The sequence below is a fragment of the Streptomyces sp. NPDC111516 genome, assembly GCF_055635345.1.
The window spans coordinates 24937-49084 of the sequence record NZ_JBVKBV010000001.1 but is presented as its reverse complement, the minus strand read 5'-3'; the positions used below and the strand labels follow the sequence as shown (position 1 = coordinate 49084).

The window sequence follows — 24148 nt, the reverse complement described above, 5'->3', positions numbered from 1 at the left end:
GTCCGGTTCAGGGAGGCGCGGGTTCAGAAGCCGTGCCGGTAGCCGCCGTCGATCGGCAGCATGATGCCCGTCAGATACGACGCCGTGGGCGAGAGCAGGAATGCCGCGGTCCGGCCGAACTCCTCCGGCGTGCCGTACCGCCGCAGCGGAATACGTGCCTCGCCGGCCGCTCGGGAGGCTTCCGCGTCGCCCGAGAGCGTATCCAGTTCACGCACCCGGTCCGTGTCGATCCGGCCCGGCAGCACGCCCACCACCCTGATCCCCCGGGGACCGAGCTCGTCGGCCAGGGACTTGGCGAAGCCGGCCAGGCCGGGGCGCAGCCCGTTGGAGATCGTCAGCCCGGCGATCGGTTCGTGCACGGAGCCGGAGAGCACGAATCCGATGACCCCGCCCTCGCCGAGCGTGGCGGCCGCGGCCCTGGCGAGACGTACCGCACCCAGGAACACCGAATCGAAGGCCGACTGCCACTGCTCGTCGGTGTTGTCGGCGAGGAAGCCGGGCGCCGGTCCGCCGACGCTGATGAGGATGCCGTCGAGCCGCCCGAACCGCTCGTGCGCGCTGTCCACCAGACGCTGCGCGGCGGTGGGGTCGGCATTGTCGGCGGCGAGGCCGATGACGTCCGGCCCCAGTTCGGCGGCGGCCGCCTCGACGCGCTTCGCGTCCCGCCCGGTGATGATCACCCGCGCCCCGTCCTCGGCGAGCGCCCGTGCCGTGGCGTTGCCCAGCCCCCGGGTCGCCCCGGTGACGATGTACACGCGGTCCTTCAGTCCAAGATCCATGGGCCCTATCCTGCCGCCTCGCCCTCCAGCGTGTCCTCCCCGGCCAGGGCCATGGCCGTGCCCACCAGTCCGATGTGGCTGAACGCCTGCGGGAAGTTGCCGAGCTGTCGGTGCCCGACGGTGTCGTACTCCTCGGCCAGCAGCCCCACATCGTTGCGGAGCGCCAGCAGCTGCTCGAAGAGATCTCGGGCCTCCTCGCTGCGCCCCGTCAGGTGCAGGGCGTCCGCCAGCCAGAACGAGCACGCCAGAAAGGCCCCTTCGCTGCCGGGCAGCCCGTCGATCGAGGCGCCGTCCGTGCTGTAGCGGCGGACCAGGCAGCCGCTGCTCAGCTCGTCCCTGACCGCGTCGACCGTTCCGATCATCCGGGGATCGTCCGTCGGCAGGAAACCGGTCCGGGCGATCAGCAGCGTCGCGGCGTCCAGGTTCCGGGAGCCGTAGGACTGCGTGAAGGTGTTCCGTACCGGGTCGTATCCCTTCTCGCACACCTCCCGGTGCACGGCGTCCCGCATCGCCCGCCACCGGTTGGCGTCGCCGGCCAGCGAGGGGTTCTTCTCCAGGGTGCGTACGGCACGGTCGGCGGCGACCCAGGCCATCACCTTGGAGTGCACGAAGTGGCGGCGCTGGCCCCGGATCTCCCACAGCCCCTCGTCCGGCTCGCGCCAGGTGGACTCCAGGAAGCCGAGCAGGCTGAGCTGCACATTCCAGGCGTGTGGCTTGTCGTCCAGACCGGCCTCGCGCGCGAGCCGCAACGAGTCGATGACCTCGCCGTACACATCGAGCTGACGCTGGCGGACCGCGGCGTTGCCGATCCGGACCGGGGCGGAGTTCTCGTAGCCGCTCAGCCACGCCAGTTCCGCCTCGGGCAGTCTGCGCTCGCCCGCCAGGCCGTACATGATCTGCAGATCGGCCGGGTCCCCGGCGACCGCCCGCAGCAGCCAGTCCCGCCAGGCCGCGGCCTCCTCCAGATAGCCGGCCGAGATGAGCGCGGCGAGGGTCAGCGTGGAGTCCCGCAGCCAGCAGAAGCGGTAGTCCCAGTTCCGTACGCCGGCGATCTCCTCGGGCAGCGAGGTGGTGGGTGCCGCCACGATGCCGCCGGTCGGGCCGAAGGTGAGCGCCTTCAGCGTGATCAGCGAGCGGATCACCGCCTCCCGGTAGGGGCCCCGGTACCTGCACCGCGCGGACCACTCGGTCCAGTCGGACAGGGTGTTCTCCAACGCGTCGAACGGGTTGACGAGATCGGGGCGGGGCGAGTGCGAGGGGTGCCAGGTCAGGACGAACGCCACCTGTTCGCCCGCGGAGACGCTGAACGACGAGCGGGTGGAGAACTGCTGGCCCCACGTCTTGACCGGCGGCTCGCTGCGCAGCCAGACCGAGTCCGGCCCCGCGACCGCCACCCGGTGCCCTTGCGAGCGGCGCATCCACGGCACGACCGAGCCGAAGTCGAAGCGGAGCCGGATCACGGAGCTCATCTCGACCGTGCCGCTTACGCCCTCGACGATCCGCATGACATCGGGTTCCCGGTCGCGCTGCGGCATGAAGTCGATGACCTTGACCGTGCCGGTACGGGTCTCCCAGTACGTCTCCAGGACGAGGGAGTCACCCGCATAGCCGCGCCGGGTACAGACGTCGGCGCCCTTCGGGGCGATCCGCCAGTGGCCGTTTTCCTCGTCGCCGAGCAGGGCCGCGAAACAGGCGCCCGAGTCGAAGCGGGGCAGACAGAGCCAGTCGACAGAACCGTTCCTGCCGACCAGGGCGGCTGTCTGCAGATCACCGATGAGGGCGTAGTCCTCGATACGTGGGGTCACGTTCTGGCGTGTTCCCGTACATGGGCCTCGTTAAGCAGTCCCGTCCCTCGAGAGCAGGGGTCACCTCGATACGCCGGAACACGAAGGCACCCCCCGCACCCCGCCGAAGACGGCGTCAGGCCGTCGCGGGCTCCGGCTTCTCCGGCTTCTCCGGCTTCTCCGGCTGCCCAGGCTGCCCCGGCGTCTTCGGCTCGGAGGCGTCCCGTTCCCCGACGGCGGCCTTGGCCGCGGCCTCCACCCGGTCGCGCTTCTCCCGGCGGGCGAGGACCACGAAGCCCACCGGGACCCCGGCGGCGAACAGCCACCACTGCACGGCGTACGCCATGTGCGGGCCGATCGAGCCGTCGTCGGGGGCGGCGATCAATTCCGGGGAGTCGCCGGACGGCTCCGGTGCGGTCTGTTCGATGTAGCCGCCCAGCACCGGCCGGGAGAGCCTCTTGGCCTCCTGGGCGCTGTTGATCAGCATCACCTGGCGGTCCGGCAGGTCGGAGATGTCCTTGATGCCGCTGGCGCTCGTCGTCTCGTCGGCCTTGAGCCGGCCGGTCACGGTCACTTCGCCCTTGGGCACGGCCGGTACGTCCGGGAAGGCGCTCTGACTGTCGGCGGCGGGTACCCAGCCGCGGTTGACCAGGACCGTGCCGCCACCCTTGAGGTCGAGCGGGATCAGCACATGGACGCCGATCCGGCCGTCGGTGGAGGTCCTGCGGCGTACGACCACCTCGTGCGCGGTGTCGTACGTACCTGTGGCCGTCACCGCGCGCCAGTAGTCGGAGCGCGGGACCGTGTGACCCGGCGAGGTGAGCGAGGCGACCGGAACCGGTTTCACCTTGAGGTTGCGGGAGATCAGGGAGTTCTGCGCGACCTTGTGCTCATGCCGGTGCAGCTGCCAGAAGCCCAGCTCGACCATCGTGGGAATCAGTACGAGGGCGAGGAGGGCGAGGATCAGCCACTGCCGGGTCAACAGGAAGCGGTACACCCCATGACGGTACAACTGCGTCATGGGGTGCATCGCGGAGGGGTGGGGGAAGAGGGCGCGGCGACGGCCGGTGCTCAGACTTTGTCGATGATGCCCACCTTCCCCTCGGCGCGGGCGCAGTGACCTCCGCAGAACCAGTGGCCGTCGACCTCGACCCCCTGGCCGATGATCTGGACCCGGCAGTGCTCGCAGATGGGCGCCATGCGGTGAATGGCGCAGGAGAAGCAGTCGAAGACGTGCACCGCGCCCTGCGCGTGCACCTCGAAGGACATGCCGTAGTCGTTTCCGCAAACCTCACATCGTGCCATGCGCCACAGGGTGGGACGCCGGAGCGGCGGCGGGCGAGCGGCGGGCGGGCGAGTCGCCCCCGGTTCACTCCTATGACCGCGCGGCAGGCTGCGCCGCCGCCGGCGCCACATCGCGCAACAGATGGGTGAACGCGCTCTCGTCCAGGATCGGTGTCCCGAACGACTTCGCCTTCACCGTCTTCGACGTCGCCGCGTCCGGGTCGTTGGTGACGAGCAGACTGGTCAGCCGGGACACGCTGGTCGCCACGTGCAGCCCGGCCTCCACGGCCCGGTCCTCCAGCAGCTCGCGGTCGATGGAGGTGTCCCCGGAGAACGCGACCCGCATGCCCTGCATGAGGGGCTTGTCCTTCTCGTACCGCCCGGGGTTCGGATACGGGCATGCCTGACGCTTGCGCGAGGGACGCCAGCTGCCCTGACCGTACGAGGGCTGGTAGCCGATCCGCGGGGTGACCGGGGAGTCCGACCACTCGGTCAGCGGCCGGCACTCCAGGAGCGGCAGCCGCACCCCGCCCCGTGCCGCCGCGTGCAGACTCGGCCGGAACGCCTCGGCCAGCACCCGGGCGTCGTCCAGCGCGTGGTGCGCGCGCTGCTGCACGACCCCGAAGTGCGCGGCCAGCGACTCCAGCTTGTGGTTGGGCAGTGGCAGCCGCAGCTCCTTGGAGAGCGCGATGGTGCACAGCCGCTGCTCGACGGGGGCGGTGACCGAGGCCCGTGCGTACTCCCGGGCCAGCATCGACCAGTCGAAGGCCGCGTTGTGCGCGACCAGCACGCGGTCCGCGAGCCGCTCGGACAGCTGGGCGGCGACCTCCGGGAAGAGCGGAGCACCGTCCAGGACCTCGCTGGTCAGCCCGTGGATCCAGACCGGACCGGGATCACGCTGCGGATTGACGAGGGTGTACCAGTGGTCCTCGACATTGCCCTGCGCGTCCAGGCGGTAGACGGCCGCGGACACTATCCGGTCGTCCCGTGCGAGTCCGGTGGTCTCCACGTCGACGACCGCGTACCCCTGTGGGTAGGCGGTCGGCCACGGTGCTGCGGTCTGGCGGTCGTCGAGCATGGTCACAGAGAATACGGGCCGCCCCTGACAGTCTCCTATTCGACCGTCTCCCGCCCGGGCGCCCGACGTACGGGGCCGGCCAGCAGCCCCTCCACCAGGGCCCGCACGGAGTCCGCGAACAGCCGGTCCGGATCGGCGGGCCGGGCCAGCGCGCGGGCCAGTGCCGGGTCGTCGTCCGCGGTGGACGCGGCCCACAGATCGCCCTCGCCGGGGGACTGGACGGGGGACCGCTCCCGATTGCGTTCGACGAGCAGGAAGCCGACGGTCTGGAACTGCACCGCCCGCACAGCTGCCGCGGCCCGCGCCCCGCGCAGCCCCGCCGCGTGCACCTCGTGGACGAGGGCCCGCTGTGCGGGGAGGAACATCCGCTCGGTGAGCCCCCGTTCGTGGACCATCGCGATCAGATGCGGCCGGGCCCGCAGTTCGCGGCGCAGGCTGCGGGCGACGGAGACGATCCGGGCCGCCGGGGTCCGGCCGGCCGGGCGGAGGGTGCCCATCTCCTGCACGGTGCGCTCGACGAGGGCGTCCAGCAGCGATTCGCGATTGCCGACGTGCCAGTAGATCGACGTGACCGCGGTGCCCAGTTCGGCGGCGAGCCCGCGCATGGTGAGGGCCTGCGGGCCGTGCCGCCTCACCAGGGCGGTGGCGGTGTCCAGTACCTCTTCGCGGGTCAGCGACGATCGGGCCACAGTGCTCCCAGCTCTTCGAACTCCGTTACGTGCACGCCTATTTACCCTTCATCCGGGTCGGTGTAACTGTGTTACAGAACCCCGGCATCGGACAACCGAGAAGGGTGGTAGGTCCATGGCACGTGTACGGTACGGCGCGCGCACCGAGGCCGAGATCGCGGCGGCCCGCGCGGCCCGCTCCACGCTCCCCGACATCTGGTCCACCGGCGTGGTGGCCCTCTGGGAGAGCGACCCCGACGCGGTGGCGGCCGTCCTGCCGCCGCCCCTGAAGCCCGCCCCGCGCCCGCTCGTCCGGGCCGCCATCAGCACGGTGGAAATCCCCGGTTACCCGCTCGGTGCCGGCTCCGTCGCGGTCGCCGCCGTCCATGACGGGAACGAGGGCTGGTACCCGCTCGTCATGCCGATGACCCATGAACGGGCGCTGATCGGCGGTCGCGAGGTGTTCGGCGAACCGAAGAAGCTCGGCGAGGTGACCGTCGAACGCGACGGCCTCGTCATCCGGGCCGCGCTGGCCCGGCACGGCATCGCGTTCGTCGAGGTGCGCGGCGCGGTGAGCGGACCACTCCCGCTGCCCGAACCGGCCGACAAGCTCGACTTCTATTTCAAGTTCCTGCCCGCCGTGGGCGGCGAGGGCTTCGACTCCGACCCCGTGCTGATCCACTGCACCCGCCACGAGAAGGTCCGCCGACTGGAACGCGTCTCGGGCGACGTGGTGCTGCGCGAGTCGGTGTACGACCCGGTCGCCGACCTCCCTGTACGCCGACTGGTCGACATCACCATCGGCGAGAAGACCAGCGACCAGCGGGGCAGGGCCGTGGAACGGGTGAGCGCAAAGGCGCTGTTGCCGTACATCCACCAGCGTTACGACGACCCGCAGCAGATCCACGACGGCCCGCCGGAGGGGAGCGTCCGATGAGGCTGGAGGAGGGGCAGGTCGCCGTCGTCACCGGCGCGGCGAGCGGCATCGGCCTCGCGATGGCGCGCAGGTTCGCGGCCGAGGGGCTGAAGGTCGTCCTCGCCGATGTGGAGGAGGGTGCGCTCGACAAGGCGGCGGGCGGATTGCGCGAGGACGGTGCGCGGGTACTGGCGCAGGTCGTCGACGTGAGCGAACGCGACTCCGTACAGGCCCTGGCCGAAGCCGCGTACGACACCTTCGGTGCCGTGCATGTGCTGTGCAACAACGCCGGTGTCGGCTCCGGGGCCGAGGGCCGGATGTGGGAGCACGAGCCGAACGACTGGAAGTGGGCGTTCGCGGTCAACGTGTGGGGTGTCTTCCACGGCATCCAGGCGTTCGTACCGCGCATGATCGCGGACGGCGGCCCCGGCCATGTCGTCAACACATCGTCCGGCGACGGCGGGATCGCCCCGCTGCCGACCGCCTCCGTCTACGCGGTCACCAAGGCCGCCGTCGTCACGATGACCGAGTCCCTGTATGCGCATCTGAAGGCCGAGCGCGCGGCGGTCGGCGCCTCGGTCCTCTTCCCCGGCCCGCACATGCTCCGTACCGGACTGTGGGAGTCGCACCGCAACCGGCCCGCGCGGTACGCCAAGGAGCGTCCGCGCAGGACCCCGTACCGAAGCCTCGACCAGTGGGAGTCCGCGATGCGGTCGGCGGGCCACCAGGTGGAGTTCACCCCCGTGGAGGAGGTCGCCGCGACCGTCGTCGACGGGATACGCGCCGACCGCTTCTGGATGCTGCCGGAGAGCGAGCACAGCGACCGGCAGATCCGCGCCCGGTCGCAGTCGATGCTCGACCGGGCCGAACCGTCGTATCTGGAGAGCTTCATACTCGACTGAGGAGCGAGCGATGACCGACGACCCGTACCTGATCATCTCCTCCGACTGCCACGCCGGGCTGCCCACCGAGGAGTACCGGCCCTATCTCGACGCCCGCTTCCACCGGGAGTTCGACGAATTCCTCGCGGGACGCGACCGCCGCCGTGCGGAGATGACCCGCCTCGGCGTACGCAACGAGGCCTTCGCAGACAAGTGGTTCCACGACAACGAGCAAGGTTTGAAAGGCGGTTGGGACGCGGCGCAGCGTCTCAAGGAGCTCGACGGCGACGGGGTGGCGGCCGAGGTAGTCTTCCCCGACGCGGACGCCGTCGACAGCCGGACCGCCGCTCCGTTCGGCGTCGGCCTCGGGCTCTCCGGCGACCAGGATCCGGATCTCGGCATGGCGGGCGCACAGGCCCACAACCGCTGGCTCGCAGACTTCGTCTCGCAGAACCCCGAACGCCACTGCGGTGTAGCCCTGTTGCCCGTCACCGGCGAGGTCGACCGGGTCGTCGCCGAGATCCACCGGGCCAAGGAGTCGGGTCTCGGGGCGCTGATGATCCCCTCCATGTGGGTGGACAAGGCCCCGTACCACGACCGCCGCTACGACCCCGTGTGGGCCGCCGCCGCCGAGACGGCCATGCCGGTCGTCACCCACTCCGGTGCGGCCCCGCGCCACGAGTACGGCGACCACCTGGGGATCTACGTCTCCGAGGTCACCTGGTGGCCGTCCCGCCCGCTCTGGTTCCTGCTCTGGTCGGGCGCCTTCGAACGCCACCCCGGGCTGAGGTTCGGCGTCGCCGAGTCCGGCTGCTGGTGGCTGCCGAACCTCCTCTGGTTCATGGACCGGCTCTACCTCGGCGCCCACGGCGGAAAGAAGCTCTCCCCGTTCGCCGAACTGAAGCGGCCGCCGCACGAGTACCTCGACCGCCAGGTCTTCATCTGCGCCACCAACACCAAACGCCGCGAACTCGCCCAGCGGTACGAGATCGGCGTCGACAACATCCTGTGGGGCAGCGACTTCCCGCACCCCGAAGGCACCTGGCCGAACACCGCGAACTGGCTGCGCGACACCTTTCACGACATCCCGGTGGCCGAGACCCGCCGGATACTGGGCCTTGCCGCGGCCGAGGTCTTCGGCTTCGACACGGCGAAGCTCGCCCCGATCGCCGAACGCATCGGCCCTACACCCGAGGACCTGGGCCAGAGCGCCGACCAGACAGCGGTCGAGGCGTCCTGGGCCAGGTCGCGCGACGTGGGCCGGCACTGGCTGACCGACCACGACTTCCCGGTCCTGGGCGCCTCGTGATGGACCGGCACACGGACCACGACATGGACCGCTACACCGTCATCTCCGCCGACTGCCACGCCGGAGCCGACCTCCTCGACTACCGGCCGTACCTGGAGACGAGGTACCACGACGACTTCGACGCGTGGGCGGCGGCCTACGTCAATCCGTACGAGGACCTCCTCGCCGACACCGCCGACCGGAACTGGAACTCCGCGCGCCGCGCCGCGGAACTGGAGGCGGACGGCATCGTCGCGGAGGTCGTCTTCCCCAACACCATCCCGCCCTTCTTCCCCTCCGCCTCCCTGATGGCGCCCGCACCGTCGCGGGCGGAGTACGAGCAGCGCTGGGCCGGCCTGCGTGCCCACAACCGCTGGCTCGCCGACTTCTGCGCGCAGCTGCCGGGCCGGCGCGCGGGCGTCGCGCAGATCCTCCTCAACGATCCGGCGGAGGCCGCCCGCGAGGTCCGCCGCACCAAGGAGGCGGGCCTGACCGGCGGCATCCTGCTGCCCGGCGCCCCGCCCGGCTCCGGCGTCCCGGAGCTCTACTCCCGGGTGTACGACCCGCTGTGGGCGGTCTGCGAAGAGCTGGACGTACCGGTGAACCACCACGGCGGATCGGCCTCCCCGCCGCTCGGTGACGAACCGGCGGCCCGGGCCGTCTTCATGGTGGAGACGACCTGGTTCTCGCACCGGGCGCTGTGGCACCTGATCTTCGGCGGTGCGTTCCGCCGCCATCCCGGACTCAGACTCGTCCTCACCGAGCAGGGCTCCGGCTGGATCCCGGGCGTCGTCGAGATGCTGGACTACTACCACGGACGGCTGGTGGCGGCCTCGGCCCGGGCATCCACTGCCGAGTCCAAGTTCGGTGCCGGGCTTGCCGGTTCGATGGGCGCGAGCCCCGGCGAGGTGTGGCGTGAGAACTGCTACGTCGGTGCCAGCTTCATGCGGCCCCACGAAGTTCCGCTGCGCGACCGGATCGGACTCGACAAGATCATGTGGGGCAGCGACTACCCGCACGACGAAGGCACCGCCCCGTACTCGCGGGAGGGCCTGCGGATCGCGTACGCGGGCCTGCCGCCCGAGGAGATCGCGGCGATGGCCGGCGGCAACGCCGCACGCGTCTACGGATTCGACCTCGCCGTCCTGGACCGGATCGCCGCGACCGTCGGCCCCACGGTGGACGAGATCGCCGAACCCCTCAAGGAGACCCCGTCCGACGCGACCAGCCCCGCCTTCGCGCCGGGCGGGTCGGTACGCGTCTGGTGACCGGGCGGGGTGAGACCATCCCCGGGTGACGGATACCCAGGCGCATGACGAACCGCACGGCAACGGACTCGGCGCGCGGCTGAACTGGCTGCGCGCCGCGGTCCTCGGCGCCAACGACGGTGTGGTCTCCACCGCCGGCCTGGTCGTCGGCGTGGCCGGAGCCACCGCCGACCGCGGCACCCTGCTCACCGCGGGCCTGGCCGGCCTGCTGGCCGGATCCATGTCGATGGCGGTGGGCGAGTACGTCTCGGTCTCCACCCAGCGCGATTCGGAGAGGGCCGCACTGGCGACGGAGAAACGGGAACTGAAGGAGACCCCCGAGGCGGAACTCATCGAGCTGACCGGCCTGTTGGAGAGCAAGGGCCTGAGCCACGAGGTCGCCCGCGACGCCGCCGTCCAGCTCACCGAACGCGATGCGCTGCGCGCCCACGCGGTGGTCGAGCTGGGGATCAACCCGGACGAGCTGACGAACCCCTGGCACGCGGCGGCAGCGAGCTTCCTGGCGTTCACGGTCGGCGCGCTGCTGCCGCTGCTCGCGATCGTGCTGCCCCCGGCGTCGCTGCGGCTGATCGTGACCGTGCTGTCGGTACTGGCGGCGCTGGCGGTGACGGGCTGGTGGAGCGCCCGCCTGGGCGAGGCGACGGCGGGGCCCGCTGTGCTGCGGAACATGTGCGGGGGAGCGCTGGCGATGGCGGTCACCTATGCGGCGGGGGAGTTGCTGGGGGCGGTGGGGGTCTAGTGCCGCCCGCACCGTCCTGAGGACCCGGACGTCGGCAGCCAGTGCGGTCGCCCGGGCCTCCGGTGCCATGATGATCGGCATCGGCGGGTCTCTGCTGGTGGAACGCCTGGCCGGCTGACGAACCCGCCCCACCCCGTTCACAGATCGTGATGTCCGTCGAAGGAGAGCACGTGGAAGACCAGACGCACCAGGAGCAGGCGAGCCCCGAGGTGCAGAAGCGCATCCAGGACAGCTTCGACCGCCAGGGGCTGATGAGCCACCTCGGCGCACGGATATCCCACATCGGACCCGGCCGGGTGCACATCGTGCTCCCGAACCGTCCCGAGGTGACCCAGCAGCACGGCTACGTTCACGCCGGCGCCACCAGCGCCATCGCGGACAGCGCCGGCGGCTACGCCGCCTACACCCTGTTCCCCGAGGGCGCCGAGGTGCTCACCGTCGAGTACAAGATCAACCTCCTCGCGCCTGCCACCGGCGACCACATCGAGGCGATCGGGACCGCCCTGAAGTCCGGCCGGACGCTGACCGTGTGCCGGCTGGAGGTGTTCGGCGTCCAGAACGACGGGGAGCGGAAGCTCGTCGCCAACGGGCAGCAGACGCTGATCCGTGTGAACCGGCCCGAGCAGTGAGCCCGCAGCCGGATGCGCCGTCGCTGCCGGCCTGGGCGACGTGGTGGCAGCGGCCCTTCCCCGACGCCAACGCGCTGCTGCTCCACGGGCGGCAACCGGCCCTCATCGACAGCGGGTTCGTCGGCCATGCCGAGGAGACCGCCGCCTGGGCACGCGAGCACGCCGGACCCGTCGACCTGGTCGTGAACACGCACTGGCACTCCGACCATGTCGGCGGCAACGCCCTCCTCCAGGCGCAAGGCGCCGCCGTCGCCGCCGGGGCGCCGGAGGCCGAGGCCATCGGGCGGCGGGACCCCGGCTGCTGCGCGGCCGAGTATCTCGACCAGCCCGTCGCCCCGTACACGGTCGACATGCCGCTCGACGACGGGCAGGTCCTGCGGCTCGGGGACGCCGAGTGGGAGGTGGTCCGGACCCCCGGGCACACACCTGGGCATCTGGCGCTGTGGCAGCCCGAGGAGCGGCTGCTCGTGGTCGGGGACGCGTTGTCGGACTACGACGTCGGCTGGGTGAACCTCGCGCTCGACGGGCTCGACGCGGCCGGCACAGCGCTCGCCTCTCTCAAGCGGATGGCCGACCTCGCCCCGCGCGTGGTCCTCCCCTCGCACGGACCGATCCCCACCGACCCCGGTGCCGCCCTCGCCGCTGGCCTGCGCCGCGCCCAGCGGCTCGTCGACGACCCGGACGGGGCGGTCCGATATGGCGCCCGCCGGATCTTTGCCTTCGCCCTGATGATCCGCGAAGGGATCCAGGCCGACGAGGTCGAGCCGTATCTGCACGCGCGGGCGTGGCTGACGGACGCGGCACGCCTCTTGGGCCTCACGCCCGAGGAGCTGGCCGCCGAGCTGGTCACGACCATGCTCGGCAGCGGCGCCGTGGTGCTGCGCGACGGGCGCCTCCACGCGGCCGCCGAACATGTCCCGGTCGCGGCCGAGTCGCTGCGCGTTCCGTACCCGCGCGCCTGGCCGGCCTCGACGCCACGCTGACTCGTGATGGACCGTGGACGGGCGAACGTCCTTCCGGCCTCTCGTGCGCGGGCCGCGTCCAGGGGCCCGCGCACCACTCGGACGCCGGGCCCCGGGGACGTGCTACTTGCTGACGGCGAAGCGCATCAGCGCATGCTCGTCACCCTGCTTGATCTTCCCCGTCACATTGATCACTTCGAGCTTCCACGTGTCGCCGACCCGCACGGCCTTGGCCACCGCGCAGCCGTTGTCCTGGGTGAGCAGGCTGGGCCATATGTCGGCGACCTGCTGTGAGCTTCCCCCGGTCGCGTCGTAGACCTTGAAACTGATATTGCGGGCCTTCTGGAAGGAGCTGCCCTTCTTGAAGGCGGCAGCGACGAACACGATCGACGTGATGTTGCGCGGGATGCGCGCGAACTCGACCGTGACGGTCTCGTCGTCGCCGTCCCCGCGTCCGGTCTGGTTGTCGCCGCTGTGCACCAGGGAGCCGTTGCCCATGGGGTCCAGCGAGTCGAGGCCGGCCAGGCGCACCGGGTCCCCGTCCTGCGTGGCGACGGCTATCAGGTCGAGGTCCGTTCCGGCCTTGCGGCGGAGCAGGCCCATGACACCGCCGCTGCTGCCGGCCGTGGGGTCCCAGGACACGCCGATGGACAGATGGGTCACTCCGTCCAGGTCCGCCGGGCCGTCTTCCTTGGTGAGCGTGATCATGCGTGAATCATCCTTTTGTCAAGGGGACTACAACACGCAGAGTGTGCCTGGCGCCTTGGCGGTTCCATGTGACGGGTCCCCATGGGCGCGTACGAACCCGACTCGCGGAAGCCCCGGTACAGGGATCGCGCGACGTCCGCATTGGCGGATGTCACCAAAGACTGCTGACATCGCGTCTCGCATACTTGTTGGTAACAACGTCTGGTGCGCGGCCGATCCTGGGCTCTACGGTGCTCCCATGCCGCCGAACCTGCCCGATGTCGTGCTCTGGTCCATACCGGCCTTCGTCCTGCTCACTGTCCTCGAAATGGCCCTCCACCACTTCCATCCCGATGAGGAAGCCGCCGGGTACGAGACGAAGGACGCCGTCACCAGCATCACCATGGGGCTCGGCAGCCTGGTCTTCGACCTGCTGTGGAAAGTGCCCATAGTCGCCATCTACACCGCCGTCTACGAGCTGACGCCGCTCCGTGTCCCCGTGCTGTGGTGGACGGTTCTGCTGATGCTGCTCGCGCAGGACTTCTTCTACTACTGGTCCCACCGCGGCCACCACGTCATCCGGATCCTCTGGGCATGCCATGTGGTCCACCACTCCAGCCGGAAGTTCAACCTGTCCACCGCGCTGCGCCAGCCCTGGACGTCGCTGACCGTCTGGCCCTTCTACGTGCCGCTCATCGCCTGCGGTGTCCATCCGGCCGCACTCGCGTTCTGCTCGTCGGCCAACCTCGTCTACCAGTTCTGGGTGCACACGGAGCGCATCGACAAGCTTCCCGGGCCCTTCGAGTACGTACTGAACACTCCCTCCCACCACCGGGTGCACCACGCGTCGCAGGGCGGCTACCTGGACCGGAACTTCGGCGGCATCCTGATCCTCTGGGACCGGCTCTTCGGGTCCTTCACCGCCGAGACGGAGCGACCCGTGTTCGGCCTCACCAAGAACATCGACACGTTCAACCCACTCCGCGTCGCCACCCACGAGTACGGCGCGATCGCCCGCGACGTGCGCGCGGCGGACAGTTGGAGCGAGCGAGCCGGACGGGTCTTCCGAGGGCCCGGCTGGCAGCCCACCGGAGCGGCCGCCCCTACGGCCGTCCCCGACCGGGAGCGCACCGGATGAGCGCCGACGTCGTCACGGACCGGCAGGAACGTCTCGTACGCCCGCTGCTCATCGCCTTTCTCGTGGCCTCGGCCGTCGACCTCGTCGGCGTACTCGCCGACGTCCCGGTCGCCCACGTCCTTGCCAAGCCCCTGCTGATGCCACTGCTGGCCGGGTACGCCGCCGCCCGGCGCGGCCCTCGGCTGCTCATCGCGGCGCTCCTGTTCGGCTGGGGCGGCGACACGCTGCTGCTGTCCGACTCCGACGCCGCATTCCTCATCGGGATGGGCTCCTTCGCCGCGGGCCACGTCTGCTATCTGTGGCTCTTCGGACGCGCCCGGAGCCCGTTGCTCGCCGGGGCCGGGTACGCGGCCGTCCTGGCCGTCTTCGTCGCTCTGCTCTGGGGCGGCCTTCCGCCGGACCTGCGGATCCCGATGGCCGGCTACAGCCTGCTGCTCACGGCGATGGCGTACCGGGCCGGCACCCTCGGCCGGTACGCGGCCGCCGGAGGGGCGCTCTTCCTCCTCTCCGACGCGCTCATCGCCACCGGCATCGCCGACTGGCCGCAGCTTCCCGTACCCGACTTCTGGGTCATGCTCACCTACGTCGCCGCGCAGTTCCTGCTGACCGTCGGAGCGCTCGCACCCGGCGGCCGCACGAAGGTCCTCATCGAGCCGTGAGCCAGGCGGCCGCGTCCGCCCCCAGCTCTCCTGGCGGACGCGACCAGTCGGCGGGGGAGCCGTCGAAGGCGACCGGCGGCAGGGCATGACGCAGCCGTCCCAGCGGGCTCTCCGTCTCCGTGAGCCACTTCTCCGGGGCGTACGACGAACCCGCGGCTTCGGCCTCCCGGCCGGCGGGCAGTTCGTCCAGGAGCCAGGCGGCGGTACGGGCGAGCGAGAGCGTGGCCAGCCGGGAGCCGCCCTCGTCGTGCTGCTCGGTCAGGGCGCGCAGCACGGCGGCGGCCAGCAGATAGCCCGTGCCGTGGTCGAGCGCCTGGGCGGGCAGCGCACCGGGCGGGTGCTCCGCCCCGGCCGTGGCCTCGACCGAGGCGATGCCGGTGGCGACCTGCACCAGACTGTCGAAGCCGCGCTGCCGCGCCCACGGGCCGTGCCCCCAGGCCGAGAGCCGCCCGATCACCAGCCCCGGCCTGCGTGCGGCCAGGGCCTGCGAAGTCAGGCCGAACCGCTCGACGGCACCGGGCCGGTAACCGATGACCACCACGTCCGCGTCGGCCAGCAGTTCGTCGAAGGCGGCCGCGCCGGAGCGGCTGCCGAGATCCAGATCCACCGACCGCTTTCCGAAACCGGTGTCGCTGTGCGCGTCCTGGCTCTCCGGGAGCTGCGGGGCGTCGATCCGCAGGACGTCCGCGCCGAGCAGTGCGAGCGTACGGGTGGCGACGGGCCCCGCGATGACCCGGGTGAGGTCCAGCACGCGCACCCCGGCGGCGGGCAACAGCGGTTCACCGGTGAGCGGCGTCGTCCGGCGGACGGGCGCGCTGTCGATGCGTTCCCTGCCCACCAGCGGCGTACCCGCGACGGCGGCGCCCCGAGGGTCGGCCGCCCACTCCTTCGGTGTACGGGCGGCGACGGCCAGGCCGCCCGCCGCGTACACCGTCTCCTCGATCTCGCTGCTCGGGCGCCCGGCGAAGGAGGTGGCGACGGCGTCCACGGCGATGTCGTCCGAGGTGTCCGCGGGCAGCCCCAGCGTGGCGAGCAACCGGGCCCGGTGGTGCGGGTAGTTGGCGTGCGTACGGACCCAGCCGTCCGTCGTGCGCCAGAACCGGGACAGCGGCGCGAAGGTCGTCGCCGCGCGGCCGTCGATCCGCAGATGGCGCTCGCTGGTGAACGCCGTGGCCACCGCACCGTCGTCGACGCGGACCTGCGGCACGGGGCGCGCGGTGCGGCGGGCGGCCAGTTCGGCGGCGGCCAGTGAGCAGACCGCGACGGCGGAACGGGCCAGTTCCATCACGGGCAGCCGGGCGGGCAGCAGCCCCTCGGGGCCACCCGTTCCGAGGTGTGCGAGAAGCGCGGGAGCACCGCCGAGCGCCGCCCAGGCCTGCTCCGTACCGGACATTCGTGCATGACTCATTCCCGCACTATGGCACTGAGTGCCACCAGCCGGGAAGAGGCGGCGGGAGGGGCCGCCCGAAGGCTCCGGACCCTCCCGCCGCATCGCACGACCCGGCGGGCTGCTACCGGCGGACGGCGTTCAGCGCGTTCACCACACCGGCCCCGTAGAAGCCGTTGTGGTTCTCGTCGCCCTCGCAGACGGCGTCGATCTTGCCGTCACCGTTGATGTCGTACGGCGCGCCGCAGGCGGTGGCGTCGGCTCCGGACGTCAGGAGCGCCTTCACCTCGGCCGCCGAGGCGTACGGGTGCGTCGACTTGATCAGGGCCGCGACACCCGCGACATGCGGGGAAGCCATCGACGTACCGTTCTTGTAACCGTACTTGCCGCCCGGCAGCGTGGAGAGGATCGCACCGTTCGTGGCGGGCGGTGCGGGCGTCTGGTAGACCGTCGAGTCACCGCCGGGAGCCGCGACGTCGATGACGCCGTTCCCGTAGTTCGAGTACGAGGACTTCAGACCCTTGGCACCGGTCGCCGAGACGGTCACGACGCCCGGCAGCATCGCCGGGATATCGAGGCACTCGCGCGGGTTGATCGTCCGGGTCACGGCCGTGGTGTCGTTCGGGCTGGTCGTGTCGTCGATCGCGCCGGAGGCCAGGTCGAACTTGCTGTTGCCGGCCGAGGCGACGTTCACCGTGCCCTTCCGCTCCGCGTACCCGGTGGCGCGGGTGACGGCCTCGACCAGGGCGCCCTGGTCCGGGTCGTTCTTGCAGTTGAACATCCACGGGTCGGTGTAGTAGCTGTTGTTGGTGACATCGATGCCGTGCTCGGCGGCCCAGACGAAGCCGCAGACGATCGACTCGGTGTAGAAGAAGCCGTCCGGGTTCGCGACCTTGATCCCGGCGACCTTCACGCCCGGCGCGACGCCCGTGACCCCGATGCCGTTCTTCGCGGCGGCGATGGTGCCCGCGACGTGCGTGCCGTGGTCGCTCTCACCGGCCTTCGGACGCCAGGCGCCGTCCGTCGTGTCCGGCGCCCCGGACACGCAGCTCGCGGAGGCCCCGCGGTTGAAGTTCGGCGCCAGGTCCGGGTGGGTGTCGTCGACACCCGTGTCGATGACCGCGACGGTGACCTTGCTGCTGCCCAGCGTCTTCTGGTGTGCCTGGTCCGCCTTGATGGCGGGCAGATCCCACTGGAGGGGCTCCATCGGATCCTGGTCCGCCGTCGCCTCCGCCGCCGCGCTCCGGGCCTGCTCGGCGGTGAGCGGCTGCGCGACCCCGATGTCCGTGGTGGCCTGCGGAACGATGGGGCTGGTGCGGGTGGCCCCGGCCGAATCGACACCCTTGACCCGACGGATCGACTTCGCGAAGTCGGGGTTCTGCGACTCGACGACGATGACGCCGATCTGCTCATAGGCGACCACGACCGTGCCACCGGCCTCGGCTATCGCCTTCGTCACCTGCTTGACGGTCCCGTGATTGCTCCGCGTGTTGACGACGTACGAGAGCTTCGGGCCGTCCGTCGACACCGCCGCCGTGGGCTGCGCGTCCACCGGTGCGGCAGAAGCGGCCCCCATCGGCAGGAAGCCGAGCGAGGCCGTGAGTGCCAATCCGACGGGCAGCGTCAGTGCGCGCGTCCGTCTGGATCCCAGATGAGCCATGGGGTCTCCACATCATCCGTGCCGGGCGACCGGACATCAGGCGTGCCCAGTCGCGTACATGACGAGTGAAGCTATCGCTGATCATCCCTATTGATCAATGAGTTCGGACCACCCAGTTCGCCCGGATGGGCTCGGGGAGCCGAGTCCGAGAAGTACGCAGCCGCGGTGAACCGCTTCGTGGCGCCGTCCGTGCCGTTGTCAGGGGAGACGCACCACCATCCCCGACATCGAGGTTCCCCAGTGAAATCCACCGTCCCCACCACCGCACCCGCGTCGCGAGGAGATTCCGTGGCTACCGATGCACCGCCACCCGAGGTCAGTACGGCCACCAGCCCTGCCGAGCCCACGACCGAGGCGTTCATCGCGACGCAGGAGAGCGCGGAGTTCGGCGAACTGCGCCACACGTACCGCTCGTTCGCCTTCCCGCTGACCATCGCCTTCGTCCTCTGGTACCTGCTGTACGTGCTGCTGTCCAACTACGCGGGCGGCTTCATGGGCACCAAGGTGTACGGCAACATCAACGTGGCCTTCGTGTTCGGCCTCGCCCAGTTCGTCACCACATTCCTCATCGCCTGGTTCTACTCGCGCCACGCGGCCGCGAAGCTGGACCCGAAGGCCGAGGCCATCAAGTCCCGTATGGAGGCCGACGCATGAGCGCCGCGTACCACTCGCACCCCGCCCTCCAGTTGGCCGCCTCCTCGACCACCGAGCACCGGCCGCTGATCATCACGCTCTTCGCGGTGTTCGTCGCCGCGACCCTGGGCATCACCGTCTGGGCCGGCCGGCAGACCAAGAGCGCCGCCGACTTCTACGCGGGCGGACGGCAGTTCACCGCGTTCCAGAACGGGCTCGCCGTCTCCGGCGACTACATGTCGGCGGCCTCGTTCCTCGGGATCGCCGGGGCCATCGCCCTCTTCGGCTACGACGGCTTCCTGTACTCCATCGGCTTCCTCGTCGCCTGGCTGGTGGCCCTGCTGCTGGTCGCCGAACCGCTGCGCAACTCGGGCCGCTACACGATGGGCGACGTCCTCGCCTACCGGATGCGGCAGCGCCCGGTCCGCACCGCCTCCGGCGTCTCCACCATCGTCGTATCGATCTTCTACCTGCTGGCGCAGATGGCGGGCGCGGGCGTCCTGGTCTCCCTGCTGCTCGGCATCACCAGCGACGCGGGCAAGATCCTCATCGTGGCGCTGGTCGGCGTGCTGATGATCGTGTACGTCACGATCGGCGGCATGAAGGGCACCACCTGGGTCCAGATGGTCAAGGCCGTGCTGCTCATCGCCGGTGCCCTCCTGATGACCTTCCTGGTGCTGCTGAAGTTCGACTTCAACATCTCCGACCTGCTGGGCACGGCCGCCGCGAAGAGCGGTCACGGAGCGGCGTTCCTGGAGCCCGGACTCAAGTACGGCGCCACCGGCACCTCCAAGCTGGACTTCCTCTCCCTCGGCATCGCCCTGGTCCTGGGCACCGCCGGTCTCCCGCACATCCTGATCCGCTTCTACACGGTGCCGACCGCCAAGGCCGCCCGTAAGTCGGTCAACTGGGCCATCGGCATCATCGGCGCCTTCTACCTGATGACGATCGCGCTCGGCTTCGGCGCCGCGGCGCTCATCGGCCCGGACGAGATCAAGGCGAAGAACCCGGCCGGCAACGCGGCCGCCCCGCAGCTCGCCGAATACCTCGGCGGGGTCGGCTCCACCGGTGGCGCCGTGCTGCTGGCCGTCATCTCGGCCGTCGCCTTCGCCACCATCCTCGCCGTCGTCGCGGGGCTGACCCTTGCGTCCTCGTCCTCCTTCGCGCACGACATCTACGCCAACGTCATCCGCAAGGGGAAGGCCACCGAGAAGGAGGAGATGCGGGCCGCGCGCTGGGCCACCGTCCTCATCGGCGCGGTCGCGATCGTCCTGGGAGCCTTCGCCCGCGACATGAACGTCGCCGGACTGGTGGCGCTCGCTTTCGCCGTCGCCGCCTCCGCCAACCTGCCGACGATCCTCTACAGCCTCTTCTGGAAGCGCTTCACCACGCAGGGCGCGCTGTGGTCGATCTACGGTGGTCTGGCGAGTTCGGTGATCCTCGTGCTGTTCTCCCCGGTCGTCTCCGGCAACCCGAAGACCTCGATGTTCAAGGGCGTCGACTTCGCCTGGTTCCCGCTGGAGAACCCGGGCCTGATCTCCATCCCGCTGGGCTTCCTGCTCGGCTGGATCGGCTCCCTCCTTTCGAAGGAGGAGCCGGACAAGGGCAAGTACGCCGAGCTGGAGGTCAAGTCCCTCACCGGTGTCGGAGCGCACTGAGCGAGAAGGAACCGGGTACGGCAACGGCCGTGTCGTAGAGTCCTACGACACGACCGTTCCGCTCCTCGTGTCATACGGGCCCCCTGCGATGTCGCAGGTCTCGCGTAGTCTCGGAGAAGTCAGCCCGGAAAGCCGGACACGGCAGCCGGGAAGCAGCCGCGGGAGGGGGCCCACATGCTCATCGACACCTACGACCGGGTCGCCACCGACCTGCGCGTGTCACTGACCGACCGCTGCAATCTGCGGTGCACGTACTGCATGCCGGAAGAGGGCCTGCAATGGCTGGCCAAGCCCGACCTGCTCAGCGACGACGAGATCGTCCGCCTGGTCCGCATCGCCGTCACCCGGCTGGGCATCACCGAGGTCCGCTTCACCGGCGGTGAGCCGCTGCTGCGCCCCGGGCTCGTCTCCATCGTCGAGCGCTGCGCGGCGCTGACCCCGCGCCCCAGGATGTCGCTCACCACCAACGGCATTGGACTCAAGCGCACCGCGGCCGCACTCAAGGCCGCCGGCCTGGACCGGGTCAACGTCTCGCTGGACACCCTGCGCCCCGACGCCTTCAAGACACTCACCCGCCGTGATCGTCACCACGACGTGCTGGCCGGCCTCGAAGCCGCCCGCGACGCCGGTCTCACCCCGGTCAAGGTCAACACCGTCCTGATGCCGGGGCTCAACGACGACGAGGCCCCCGACCTGCTCGCGTGGGCCGTCGAGCACGGCTACGAGCTCCGCTTCATCGAGCAGATGCCGCTCGACGCCCAGCACGGCTGGAGGCGTGACGGCATGATCACGGCAGGCGACATACTCCAGTCGCTGCGCACCCGCTTCACCCTGACCGAGGAGGGCGACTCGGAGCGCGGTTCCGCCCCCGCCGAGCGCTGGCTCGTCGACGGCGGACCCCACCGAGTGGGCGTCATCGCCTCCGTCACCCGCCCCTTCTGCCGGGCCTGCGACCGGACCAGGCTCACCGCCGACGGCCAGGTGCGCACCTGCCTGTTCGCCCGCGAGGAGACCGACCTGCGAGGCGCCCTGCGCTCCGACGCGCCGGACGAGGAGATCGCTCGGATCTGGACGCTCGCGATGTGGGGAAAGAAGGCCGGGTCCGGTCTGGACGACCCGTCCTTCCTGCAGCCCGACCGGCCGATGTCGGCGATCGGTGGCTAGGACCTGATCCGCCGACCAGGCCCTGGGACCGGCCCGGTCCGGTGGCTAGTGCCGGGAGGGGCACTAGGGCCGGCCCGATCCCGGTCCTTCGGACTCCCATTCCGCCAGCGTCACGACATCCTTGAGGAAGCCCCGGACGCCGAGGAACGAGGAGAGGTGCTCCCGGTGTTCCTCGCAGGCCAGCCACGTCTTACGGCGCTCCGGGGTGTGCAGCTTCGGGTTGTTCCAGGCCAGCACCCACACGGCGTCGGCCCGGCAGCCCTTGGCAGAACAGATGGGTGCGGCGGCAGCGCTCTCGGCCGCGGAATCAGGGGAGTTCACGGACTCAACCCTAGGTCAGCTCCCATACGGCCGAGCGAACCGGCCGCCGGGACAACCCCCACCGGAGAAAAAGCGACGCCGAGCAGCCACGGGGGGAGCTGCCCGGCGTCGGTCTGTCGCTCCGACGGGGGATGCGGAGCGCTTACGAAGTATGTCACGCAGACCCGGGTGCGGTGCACCGTAACTTCATGATTGGTCTGTCGTTTTCACAAGCCCTGGGTGTGGCGCGGCCTCAACTGTGCCTATGCCGATTCCCCGGCGCGCCGGACCCCGTCGGCCTCCGGGCCGGATTCCGCGGAACCCGCCCCGGGCGCGGCGTCGAGCACCGGCCGCACCGGCGCCGGAACGAAGGTCGAAGGAAGCGAAGGGGCGTTCTCCCGGCCCGCGTTGGCGATGACCACCGCCACGTACGGGAGCAGCACCCCGAGCGCCAGCGCGACAATCGCGACGTACCGCTCGACGTTCCACAGCACAGCCGCCAGGATCACCGAGACCGTCCGCACGGACATCGAGATCACGTAGCGTCGCTGCCTGCCACGCACATCGTCCGCGAGCCCCTGCCGCGCCCCCGTGATCCGGAAGACCTCGACACCGCTCTGCTTCCGCATCACGCCTCCACCACCCATCCCCAGCACCTCTCACGGGTCGGGGAAGACCACATTCCCGCGCCGGACACTCCCCGGACCGGACCGCACCCACGGTACGCCCGGTGTCCTACGGCTTCGAGACCGGGGCGCGCCGTATTCGTGCGACCCGAAGCCGGGCCGCGCATACGGACGCGTCCGGCATGCGGCCCACGGCCCACGGGCCGAGACTGGGCGCACGTACGCGACATCACGTCGCACGAGGAGGTGACATGGGCTGGTTGTGGGCAATCATCGTGGGCCTGGTACTCGGCCTGATCGCGAAAGCGATCCTGCCCGGCAAACAGAGCATCCCACTCTGGCTGACGACGATCTTCGGCATCCTCGGCAGCGTCCTCGGCAATACCGCCGCAACCTGGATCGGGGTCAATGACACCAGGGGTATCGACTGGACGCGCCATCTGTTCCAGCTGATCGGTGCCGTGGTCATCGTCGGGGTCGGCGACATGCTGTGGACGTCGTTCCGGGGTACCGGACAGAAGGCCTGAACCGACGGGCCGCGCCCCTGAGCCGACGGGCAGCTCGGGCGGCGCCGGGCCCCCGGCCCGCCGGGCCACAACGCAACCGCGGCCGGACACGCCTCACGCGTGCCCGGCCGCAGTGCGACGTCCGTTCTCCAGGATCAGCCGGTGACCTCGACGGCGGCGAGGTTCTTCTTCCCCCGGCGCAGCACCAGCCAGCGACCGTGCAACAGCTCCTCACGGGCCGGTGCGCTCTCGCCGTCCGTGACCTTGACGTTGTTCACGTACGCACCGCCCTCCTTCACCGTGCGGCGGGCGCCCGACTTGCTCGGCGCCAGGCCGACCTCCACCAGGAGGTCCACCAGCGGGCCGAGCTCGGTGACCTGCGCGTGCGGCACCTCGGACAGCGCGGCGCTCAGCGTCGCCTCGTCCAGCTCGCCGAGCTCGCCCTGGCCGAAGAGCGCCTTCGACGCCGCGATGACCGCGGTGCACTGGTCGGCGCCGTGCACCAGCGTCGTCAGCTCCTCGGCCAGCGCGCGCTGCGCCGTCCGGGCCTGCGGACGCTCCTCGGTGACCTGCTCCAGCTCCTCCAGCTCCGCGGGGGTCCGGAAGCTGAGGATGCGCATGTACCGGGAGATGTCCCGGTCGTCCACGTTCAGCCAGAACTGGTAGAACGCGTACGGCGTCGTCATCGCCGGGTCGAGCCAGACGGCCCCGCTCTCGGACTTGCCGAACTTGGTCCCGTCCGCCTTCGTCATCAGCGGGGTCGCCAGCGCGTGCACCTCGGCACCCGGCTCCAGCCGGTGGATCAGGTCGAGGCCCGCGGTGAGGTTGCCCCACTGGTCGCTGCCGCCCTGCTGGAGGGTGCAGCCGTAGCGCCGGTACAGCTCCAGGTAGTCCATGCTCTGGAGCAGCTGGTAGCTGAACTCGGTGTAGCTGATGCCCTCGTCGGACTCCAGCCGCCGGGCGATGGAGTCCTTGGTCAGCATCTTGTTGACGCGGAAGTGCTTGCCGATGTCCCGGAGGAACTCGATCGCGGACATGCCCGCGGTCCAGTCCAGGTTGTTCACCATGACGGCCGCGTTCTCGCCCTCGAAGGACAGGAACGGCTCGATCTGGGAGCGCAGCCGCGACACCCAGTTGGCGACCGTCTCCGGGTCGTTCAGCGTGCGCTCGGCGGTCGGCCGCGGGTCACCGATCTGACCGGTGGCCCCGCCCACCAGGGCGAGCGGCCGCAGCCCGGCCTGCTGGAGTCGGCGCATGGTGAGCACCTGCACCAGATGGCCGACGTGCAGACTCGCCGCGGTGGGGTCGTAGCCGCAATAGAACGTGACGGGACCGTCCGCGAGAGCCTTGCGCAGTGCGTCCTCGTCAGTGGACTGGGCGAACAGCCCACGCCACTTCAGCTCGTCGACGATGTCCGTCACGGTTCCGTGTCTCCTCAGCTACGTGTATCGAAA

Annotated in this window: 25 protein-coding genes; 13 read left to right on the top strand and 12 right to left on the bottom strand. The window is 70.6% G+C overall.

The window, feature by feature from the left end; all coding sequences use genetic code 11:
- Window positions 1-23 precede the first annotated feature (23 nt).
- From ACZ7L9_RS00265 to ACZ7L9_RS00240, 6 genes are all read right to left on the bottom strand, one after another.
- A complete protein-coding gene (locus ACZ7L9_RS00265) occupies window positions 24-779 on the bottom strand; it encodes an SDR family oxidoreductase (protein ID WP_471411104.1) in 756 nt (251 codons plus the stop codon).
- 5 nt (window positions 780-784) lie between these two features.
- Window positions 785-2584 (bottom strand): glycoside hydrolase family 15 protein, encoded by a 1800-nt coding sequence (locus ACZ7L9_RS00260; RefSeq protein ID WP_471411102.1) that lies wholly within the window; start codon window positions 2582-2584, stop codon window positions 785-787.
- 115 nt (window positions 2585-2699) lie between these two features.
- Entirely contained in the window at window positions 2700-3560 is an 861-nt protein-coding gene (locus ACZ7L9_RS00255) for an SURF1 family cytochrome oxidase biogenesis protein (RefSeq protein ID WP_471412704.1), read from the bottom strand.
- Between the two features lie 74 nt (window positions 3561-3634).
- Window positions 3635-3868, bottom strand: coding sequence for a hypothetical protein (locus ACZ7L9_RS00250; RefSeq protein WP_072482991.1), 234 nt, complete (start codon window positions 3866-3868; stop codon window positions 3635-3637).
- Between the two features lie 70 nt (window positions 3869-3938).
- Window positions 3939-4931 carry a DEDDh family exonuclease gene (locus ACZ7L9_RS00245; protein WP_471411100.1) on the bottom strand — a complete coding sequence of 331 codons (993 nt, stop codon included), beginning with the start codon at window positions 4929-4931 and terminating at the stop codon, window positions 3939-3941.
- 29 nt (window positions 4932-4960) lie between these two features.
- Window positions 4961-5614, bottom strand: a complete 654-nt coding sequence (locus tag ACZ7L9_RS00240; protein WP_471411098.1) for a TetR/AcrR family transcriptional regulator — start codon at window positions 5612-5614, stop codon at window positions 4961-4963.
- 115 nt (window positions 5615-5729) lie between these two features.
- On the opposite strand from ACZ7L9_RS00240, the gene ACZ7L9_RS00235 reads away from it, so the two are divergent.
- The 7 genes from ACZ7L9_RS00235 (at window position 5730) to ACZ7L9_RS00205 (ending at window position 12297) form a co-directional block, all read left to right on the top strand.
- Entirely contained in the window at window positions 5730-6530 is an 801-nt protein-coding gene (locus ACZ7L9_RS00235; RefSeq protein WP_471411096.1) for an acetoacetate decarboxylase family protein, read from the top strand.
- Window positions 6527-7411: an SDR family NAD(P)-dependent oxidoreductase gene (locus ACZ7L9_RS00230; protein ID WP_471411094.1), complete on the top strand. Its 885-nt coding sequence runs from the start codon at window positions 6527-6529 to the stop codon at window positions 7409-7411. Before ACZ7L9_RS00235 ends, ACZ7L9_RS00230 begins: the two co-directional genes overlap by 4 nt.
- Before the next feature lie 10 nt (window positions 7412-7421).
- Window positions 7422-8699, top strand: a complete 1278-nt coding sequence (locus ACZ7L9_RS00225; RefSeq protein WP_471411092.1) for an amidohydrolase family protein — start codon at window positions 7422-7424, stop codon at window positions 8697-8699.
- A gap of 23 nt (window positions 8700-8722) precedes the next feature.
- Window positions 8723-9946, top strand: a complete 1224-nt coding sequence (locus tag ACZ7L9_RS00220) for an amidohydrolase family protein (protein WP_471411090.1) — start codon at window positions 8723-8725, stop codon at window positions 9944-9946.
- A 25-nt stretch (window positions 9947-9971) separates the two neighbouring features.
- Window positions 9972-10685, top strand: coding sequence for a VIT1/CCC1 transporter family protein (locus ACZ7L9_RS00215; protein ID WP_471411088.1), 714 nt, complete (start codon window positions 9972-9974; stop codon window positions 10683-10685).
- Between the two features lie 170 nt (window positions 10686-10855).
- Window positions 10856-11314, top strand: coding sequence for a PaaI family thioesterase (locus ACZ7L9_RS00210; protein WP_471411086.1), 459 nt, complete (start codon window positions 10856-10858; stop codon window positions 11312-11314).
- Window positions 11311-12297, top strand: coding sequence for an MBL fold metallo-hydrolase (locus ACZ7L9_RS00205; RefSeq protein ID WP_471411084.1), 987 nt, complete (start codon window positions 11311-11313; stop codon window positions 12295-12297). The genes ACZ7L9_RS00210 and ACZ7L9_RS00205 overlap by 4 nt, the downstream gene beginning before the upstream one ends.
- A 102-nt stretch (window positions 12298-12399) precedes the next feature.
- Here ACZ7L9_RS00205 and ACZ7L9_RS00200 read toward each other — a convergent pair whose 3' ends face one another.
- Window positions 12400-12984 (bottom strand): TerD family protein, encoded by a 585-nt coding sequence (locus ACZ7L9_RS00200; RefSeq protein ID WP_471411082.1) that lies wholly within the window; start codon window positions 12982-12984, stop codon window positions 12400-12402.
- Between the two features lie 238 nt (window positions 12985-13222).
- On the opposite strand from ACZ7L9_RS00200, the gene ACZ7L9_RS00195 reads away from it, so the two are divergent.
- Window positions 13223-14101, top strand: a complete 879-nt coding sequence (locus tag ACZ7L9_RS00195) for a sterol desaturase family protein (protein WP_471411080.1) — start codon at window positions 13223-13225, stop codon at window positions 14099-14101.
- Entirely contained in the window at window positions 14098-14760 is a 663-nt protein-coding gene (locus tag ACZ7L9_RS00190; protein ID WP_471411078.1) for a lysoplasmalogenase, read from the top strand. The genes ACZ7L9_RS00195 and ACZ7L9_RS00190 overlap by 4 nt, the downstream gene beginning before the upstream one ends.
- Here the strand turns inward: ACZ7L9_RS00190 and ACZ7L9_RS00185 are convergent.
- Together ACZ7L9_RS00185 and ACZ7L9_RS00180 are read right to left on the bottom strand one after the other, a co-directional pair.
- Window positions 14747-16168, bottom strand: coding sequence for a CoA transferase (locus ACZ7L9_RS00185; protein WP_471411076.1), 1422 nt, complete (start codon window positions 16166-16168; stop codon window positions 14747-14749). The genes ACZ7L9_RS00190 and ACZ7L9_RS00185 overlap by 14 nt on opposite strands.
- A 103-nt stretch (window positions 16169-16271) precedes the next feature.
- A complete protein-coding gene (locus ACZ7L9_RS00180; RefSeq protein ID WP_471411074.1) occupies window positions 16272-17807 on the bottom strand; it encodes a S8 family peptidase in 1536 nt (511 codons plus the stop codon).
- Between the two features lie 288 nt (window positions 17808-18095).
- On the opposite strand from ACZ7L9_RS00180, the gene ACZ7L9_RS00175 reads away from it, so the two are divergent.
- From ACZ7L9_RS00175 to moaA, 3 genes are all read left to right on the top strand, one after another.
- A complete protein-coding gene (locus ACZ7L9_RS00175) occupies window positions 18096-18461 on the top strand; it encodes a DUF485 domain-containing protein (RefSeq protein ID WP_471411072.1) in 366 nt (121 codons plus the stop codon).
- A complete protein-coding gene (locus ACZ7L9_RS00170; protein WP_471411070.1) occupies window positions 18458-20098 on the top strand; it encodes a solute symporter family protein in 1641 nt (546 codons plus the stop codon). The genes ACZ7L9_RS00175 and ACZ7L9_RS00170 overlap by 4 nt, the downstream gene beginning before the upstream one ends.
- A 174-nt stretch (window positions 20099-20272) precedes the next feature.
- Window positions 20273-21262 carry a GTP 3',8-cyclase MoaA gene (moaA, locus tag ACZ7L9_RS00165; RefSeq protein ID WP_471411068.1) on the top strand — a complete coding sequence of 330 codons (990 nt, stop codon included), beginning with the start codon at window positions 20273-20275 and terminating at the stop codon, window positions 21260-21262.
- 63 nt (window positions 21263-21325) lie between these two features.
- Here moaA and ACZ7L9_RS00160 read toward each other — a convergent pair whose 3' ends face one another.
- Together ACZ7L9_RS00160 and ACZ7L9_RS00155 are read right to left on the bottom strand one after the other, a co-directional pair.
- Window positions 21326-21583 (bottom strand): hypothetical protein, encoded by a 258-nt coding sequence (locus tag ACZ7L9_RS00160; protein ID WP_471411066.1) that lies wholly within the window; start codon window positions 21581-21583, stop codon window positions 21326-21328.
- A gap of 242 nt (window positions 21584-21825) precedes the next feature.
- Entirely contained in the window at window positions 21826-22191 is a 366-nt protein-coding gene (locus ACZ7L9_RS00155; protein WP_471411064.1) for a DUF3099 domain-containing protein, read from the bottom strand.
- Window positions 22192-22439: 248 nt separating this feature from the next.
- Here ACZ7L9_RS00155 and ACZ7L9_RS00150 point away from each other — a divergent pair, with 248 nt between their 5' ends.
- Window positions 22440-22715 (top strand): GlsB/YeaQ/YmgE family stress response membrane protein, encoded by a 276-nt coding sequence (locus tag ACZ7L9_RS00150; protein ID WP_471412702.1) that lies wholly within the window; start codon window positions 22440-22442, stop codon window positions 22713-22715.
- A gap of 134 nt (window positions 22716-22849) precedes the next feature.
- Here the strand turns inward: ACZ7L9_RS00150 and tyrS are convergent, their stop codons facing one another.
- Window positions 22850-24115 (bottom strand): tyrosine--tRNA ligase, encoded by a 1266-nt coding sequence (gene tyrS / locus ACZ7L9_RS00145; RefSeq protein ID WP_471411062.1) that lies wholly within the window; start codon window positions 24113-24115, stop codon window positions 22850-22852.
- Window positions 24116-24148: the final 33 nt, after the last annotated feature.

Excerpts from the sequence above, each read along its gene's own strand:
- ACZ7L9_RS00180 (WP_471411074.1), bottom strand. The coding sequence starts at position 17,807 with ATGGCTCATCTGGGATCCAGACGGACGCGCGCACTGACGCTGCCCGTC.
- ACZ7L9_RS00230 (WP_471411094.1), top strand. The coding sequence starts at position 6,527 with ATGAGGCTGGAGGAGGGGCAGGTCGCCGTCGTCACCGGCGCGGCGAGC.
- ACZ7L9_RS00235 (WP_471411096.1), top strand. The coding sequence starts at position 5,730 with ATGGCACGTGTACGGTACGGCGCGCGCACCGAGGCCGAGATCGCGGCG.
- ACZ7L9_RS00195 (WP_471411080.1), top strand. The coding sequence starts at position 13,223 with ATGCCGCCGAACCTGCCCGATGTCGTGCTCTGGTCCATACCGGCCTTC.
- ACZ7L9_RS00190 (WP_471411078.1), top strand. The coding sequence starts at position 14,098 with ATGAGCGCCGACGTCGTCACGGACCGGCAGGAACGTCTCGTACGCCCG.
- ACZ7L9_RS00155 (WP_471411064.1), bottom strand. The coding sequence starts at position 22,191 with ATGCGGAAGCAGAGCGGTGTCGAGGTCTTCCGGATCACGGGGGCGCGG.
- ACZ7L9_RS00170 (WP_471411070.1), top strand. The coding sequence starts at position 18,458 with ATGAGCGCCGCGTACCACTCGCACCCCGCCCTCCAGTTGGCCGCCTCC.
- ACZ7L9_RS00200 (WP_471411082.1), bottom strand. The coding sequence starts at position 12,984 with ATGATCACGCTCACCAAGGAAGACGGCCCGGCGGACCTGGACGGAGTG.
- ACZ7L9_RS00150 (WP_471412702.1), top strand. The coding sequence starts at position 22,440 with ATGGGCTGGTTGTGGGCAATCATCGTGGGCCTGGTACTCGGCCTGATC.
- ACZ7L9_RS00250 (WP_072482991.1), bottom strand. The coding sequence starts at position 3,868 with ATGGCACGATGTGAGGTTTGCGGAAACGACTACGGCATGTCCTTCGAG.
- ACZ7L9_RS00265 (WP_471411104.1), bottom strand. The coding sequence starts at position 779 with ATGGATCTTGGACTGAAGGACCGCGTGTACATCGTCACCGGGGCGACC.
- ACZ7L9_RS00220 (WP_471411090.1), top strand. The coding sequence starts at position 8,723 with ATGGACCGCTACACCGTCATCTCCGCCGACTGCCACGCCGGAGCCGAC.
- ACZ7L9_RS00225 (WP_471411092.1), top strand. The coding sequence starts at position 7,422 with ATGACCGACGACCCGTACCTGATCATCTCCTCCGACTGCCACGCCGGG.
- ACZ7L9_RS00185 (WP_471411076.1), bottom strand. The coding sequence starts at position 16,168 with ATGAGTCATGCACGAATGTCCGGTACGGAGCAGGCCTGGGCGGCGCTC.
- moaA (WP_471411068.1), top strand. The coding sequence starts at position 20,273 with ATGCTCATCGACACCTACGACCGGGTCGCCACCGACCTGCGCGTGTCA.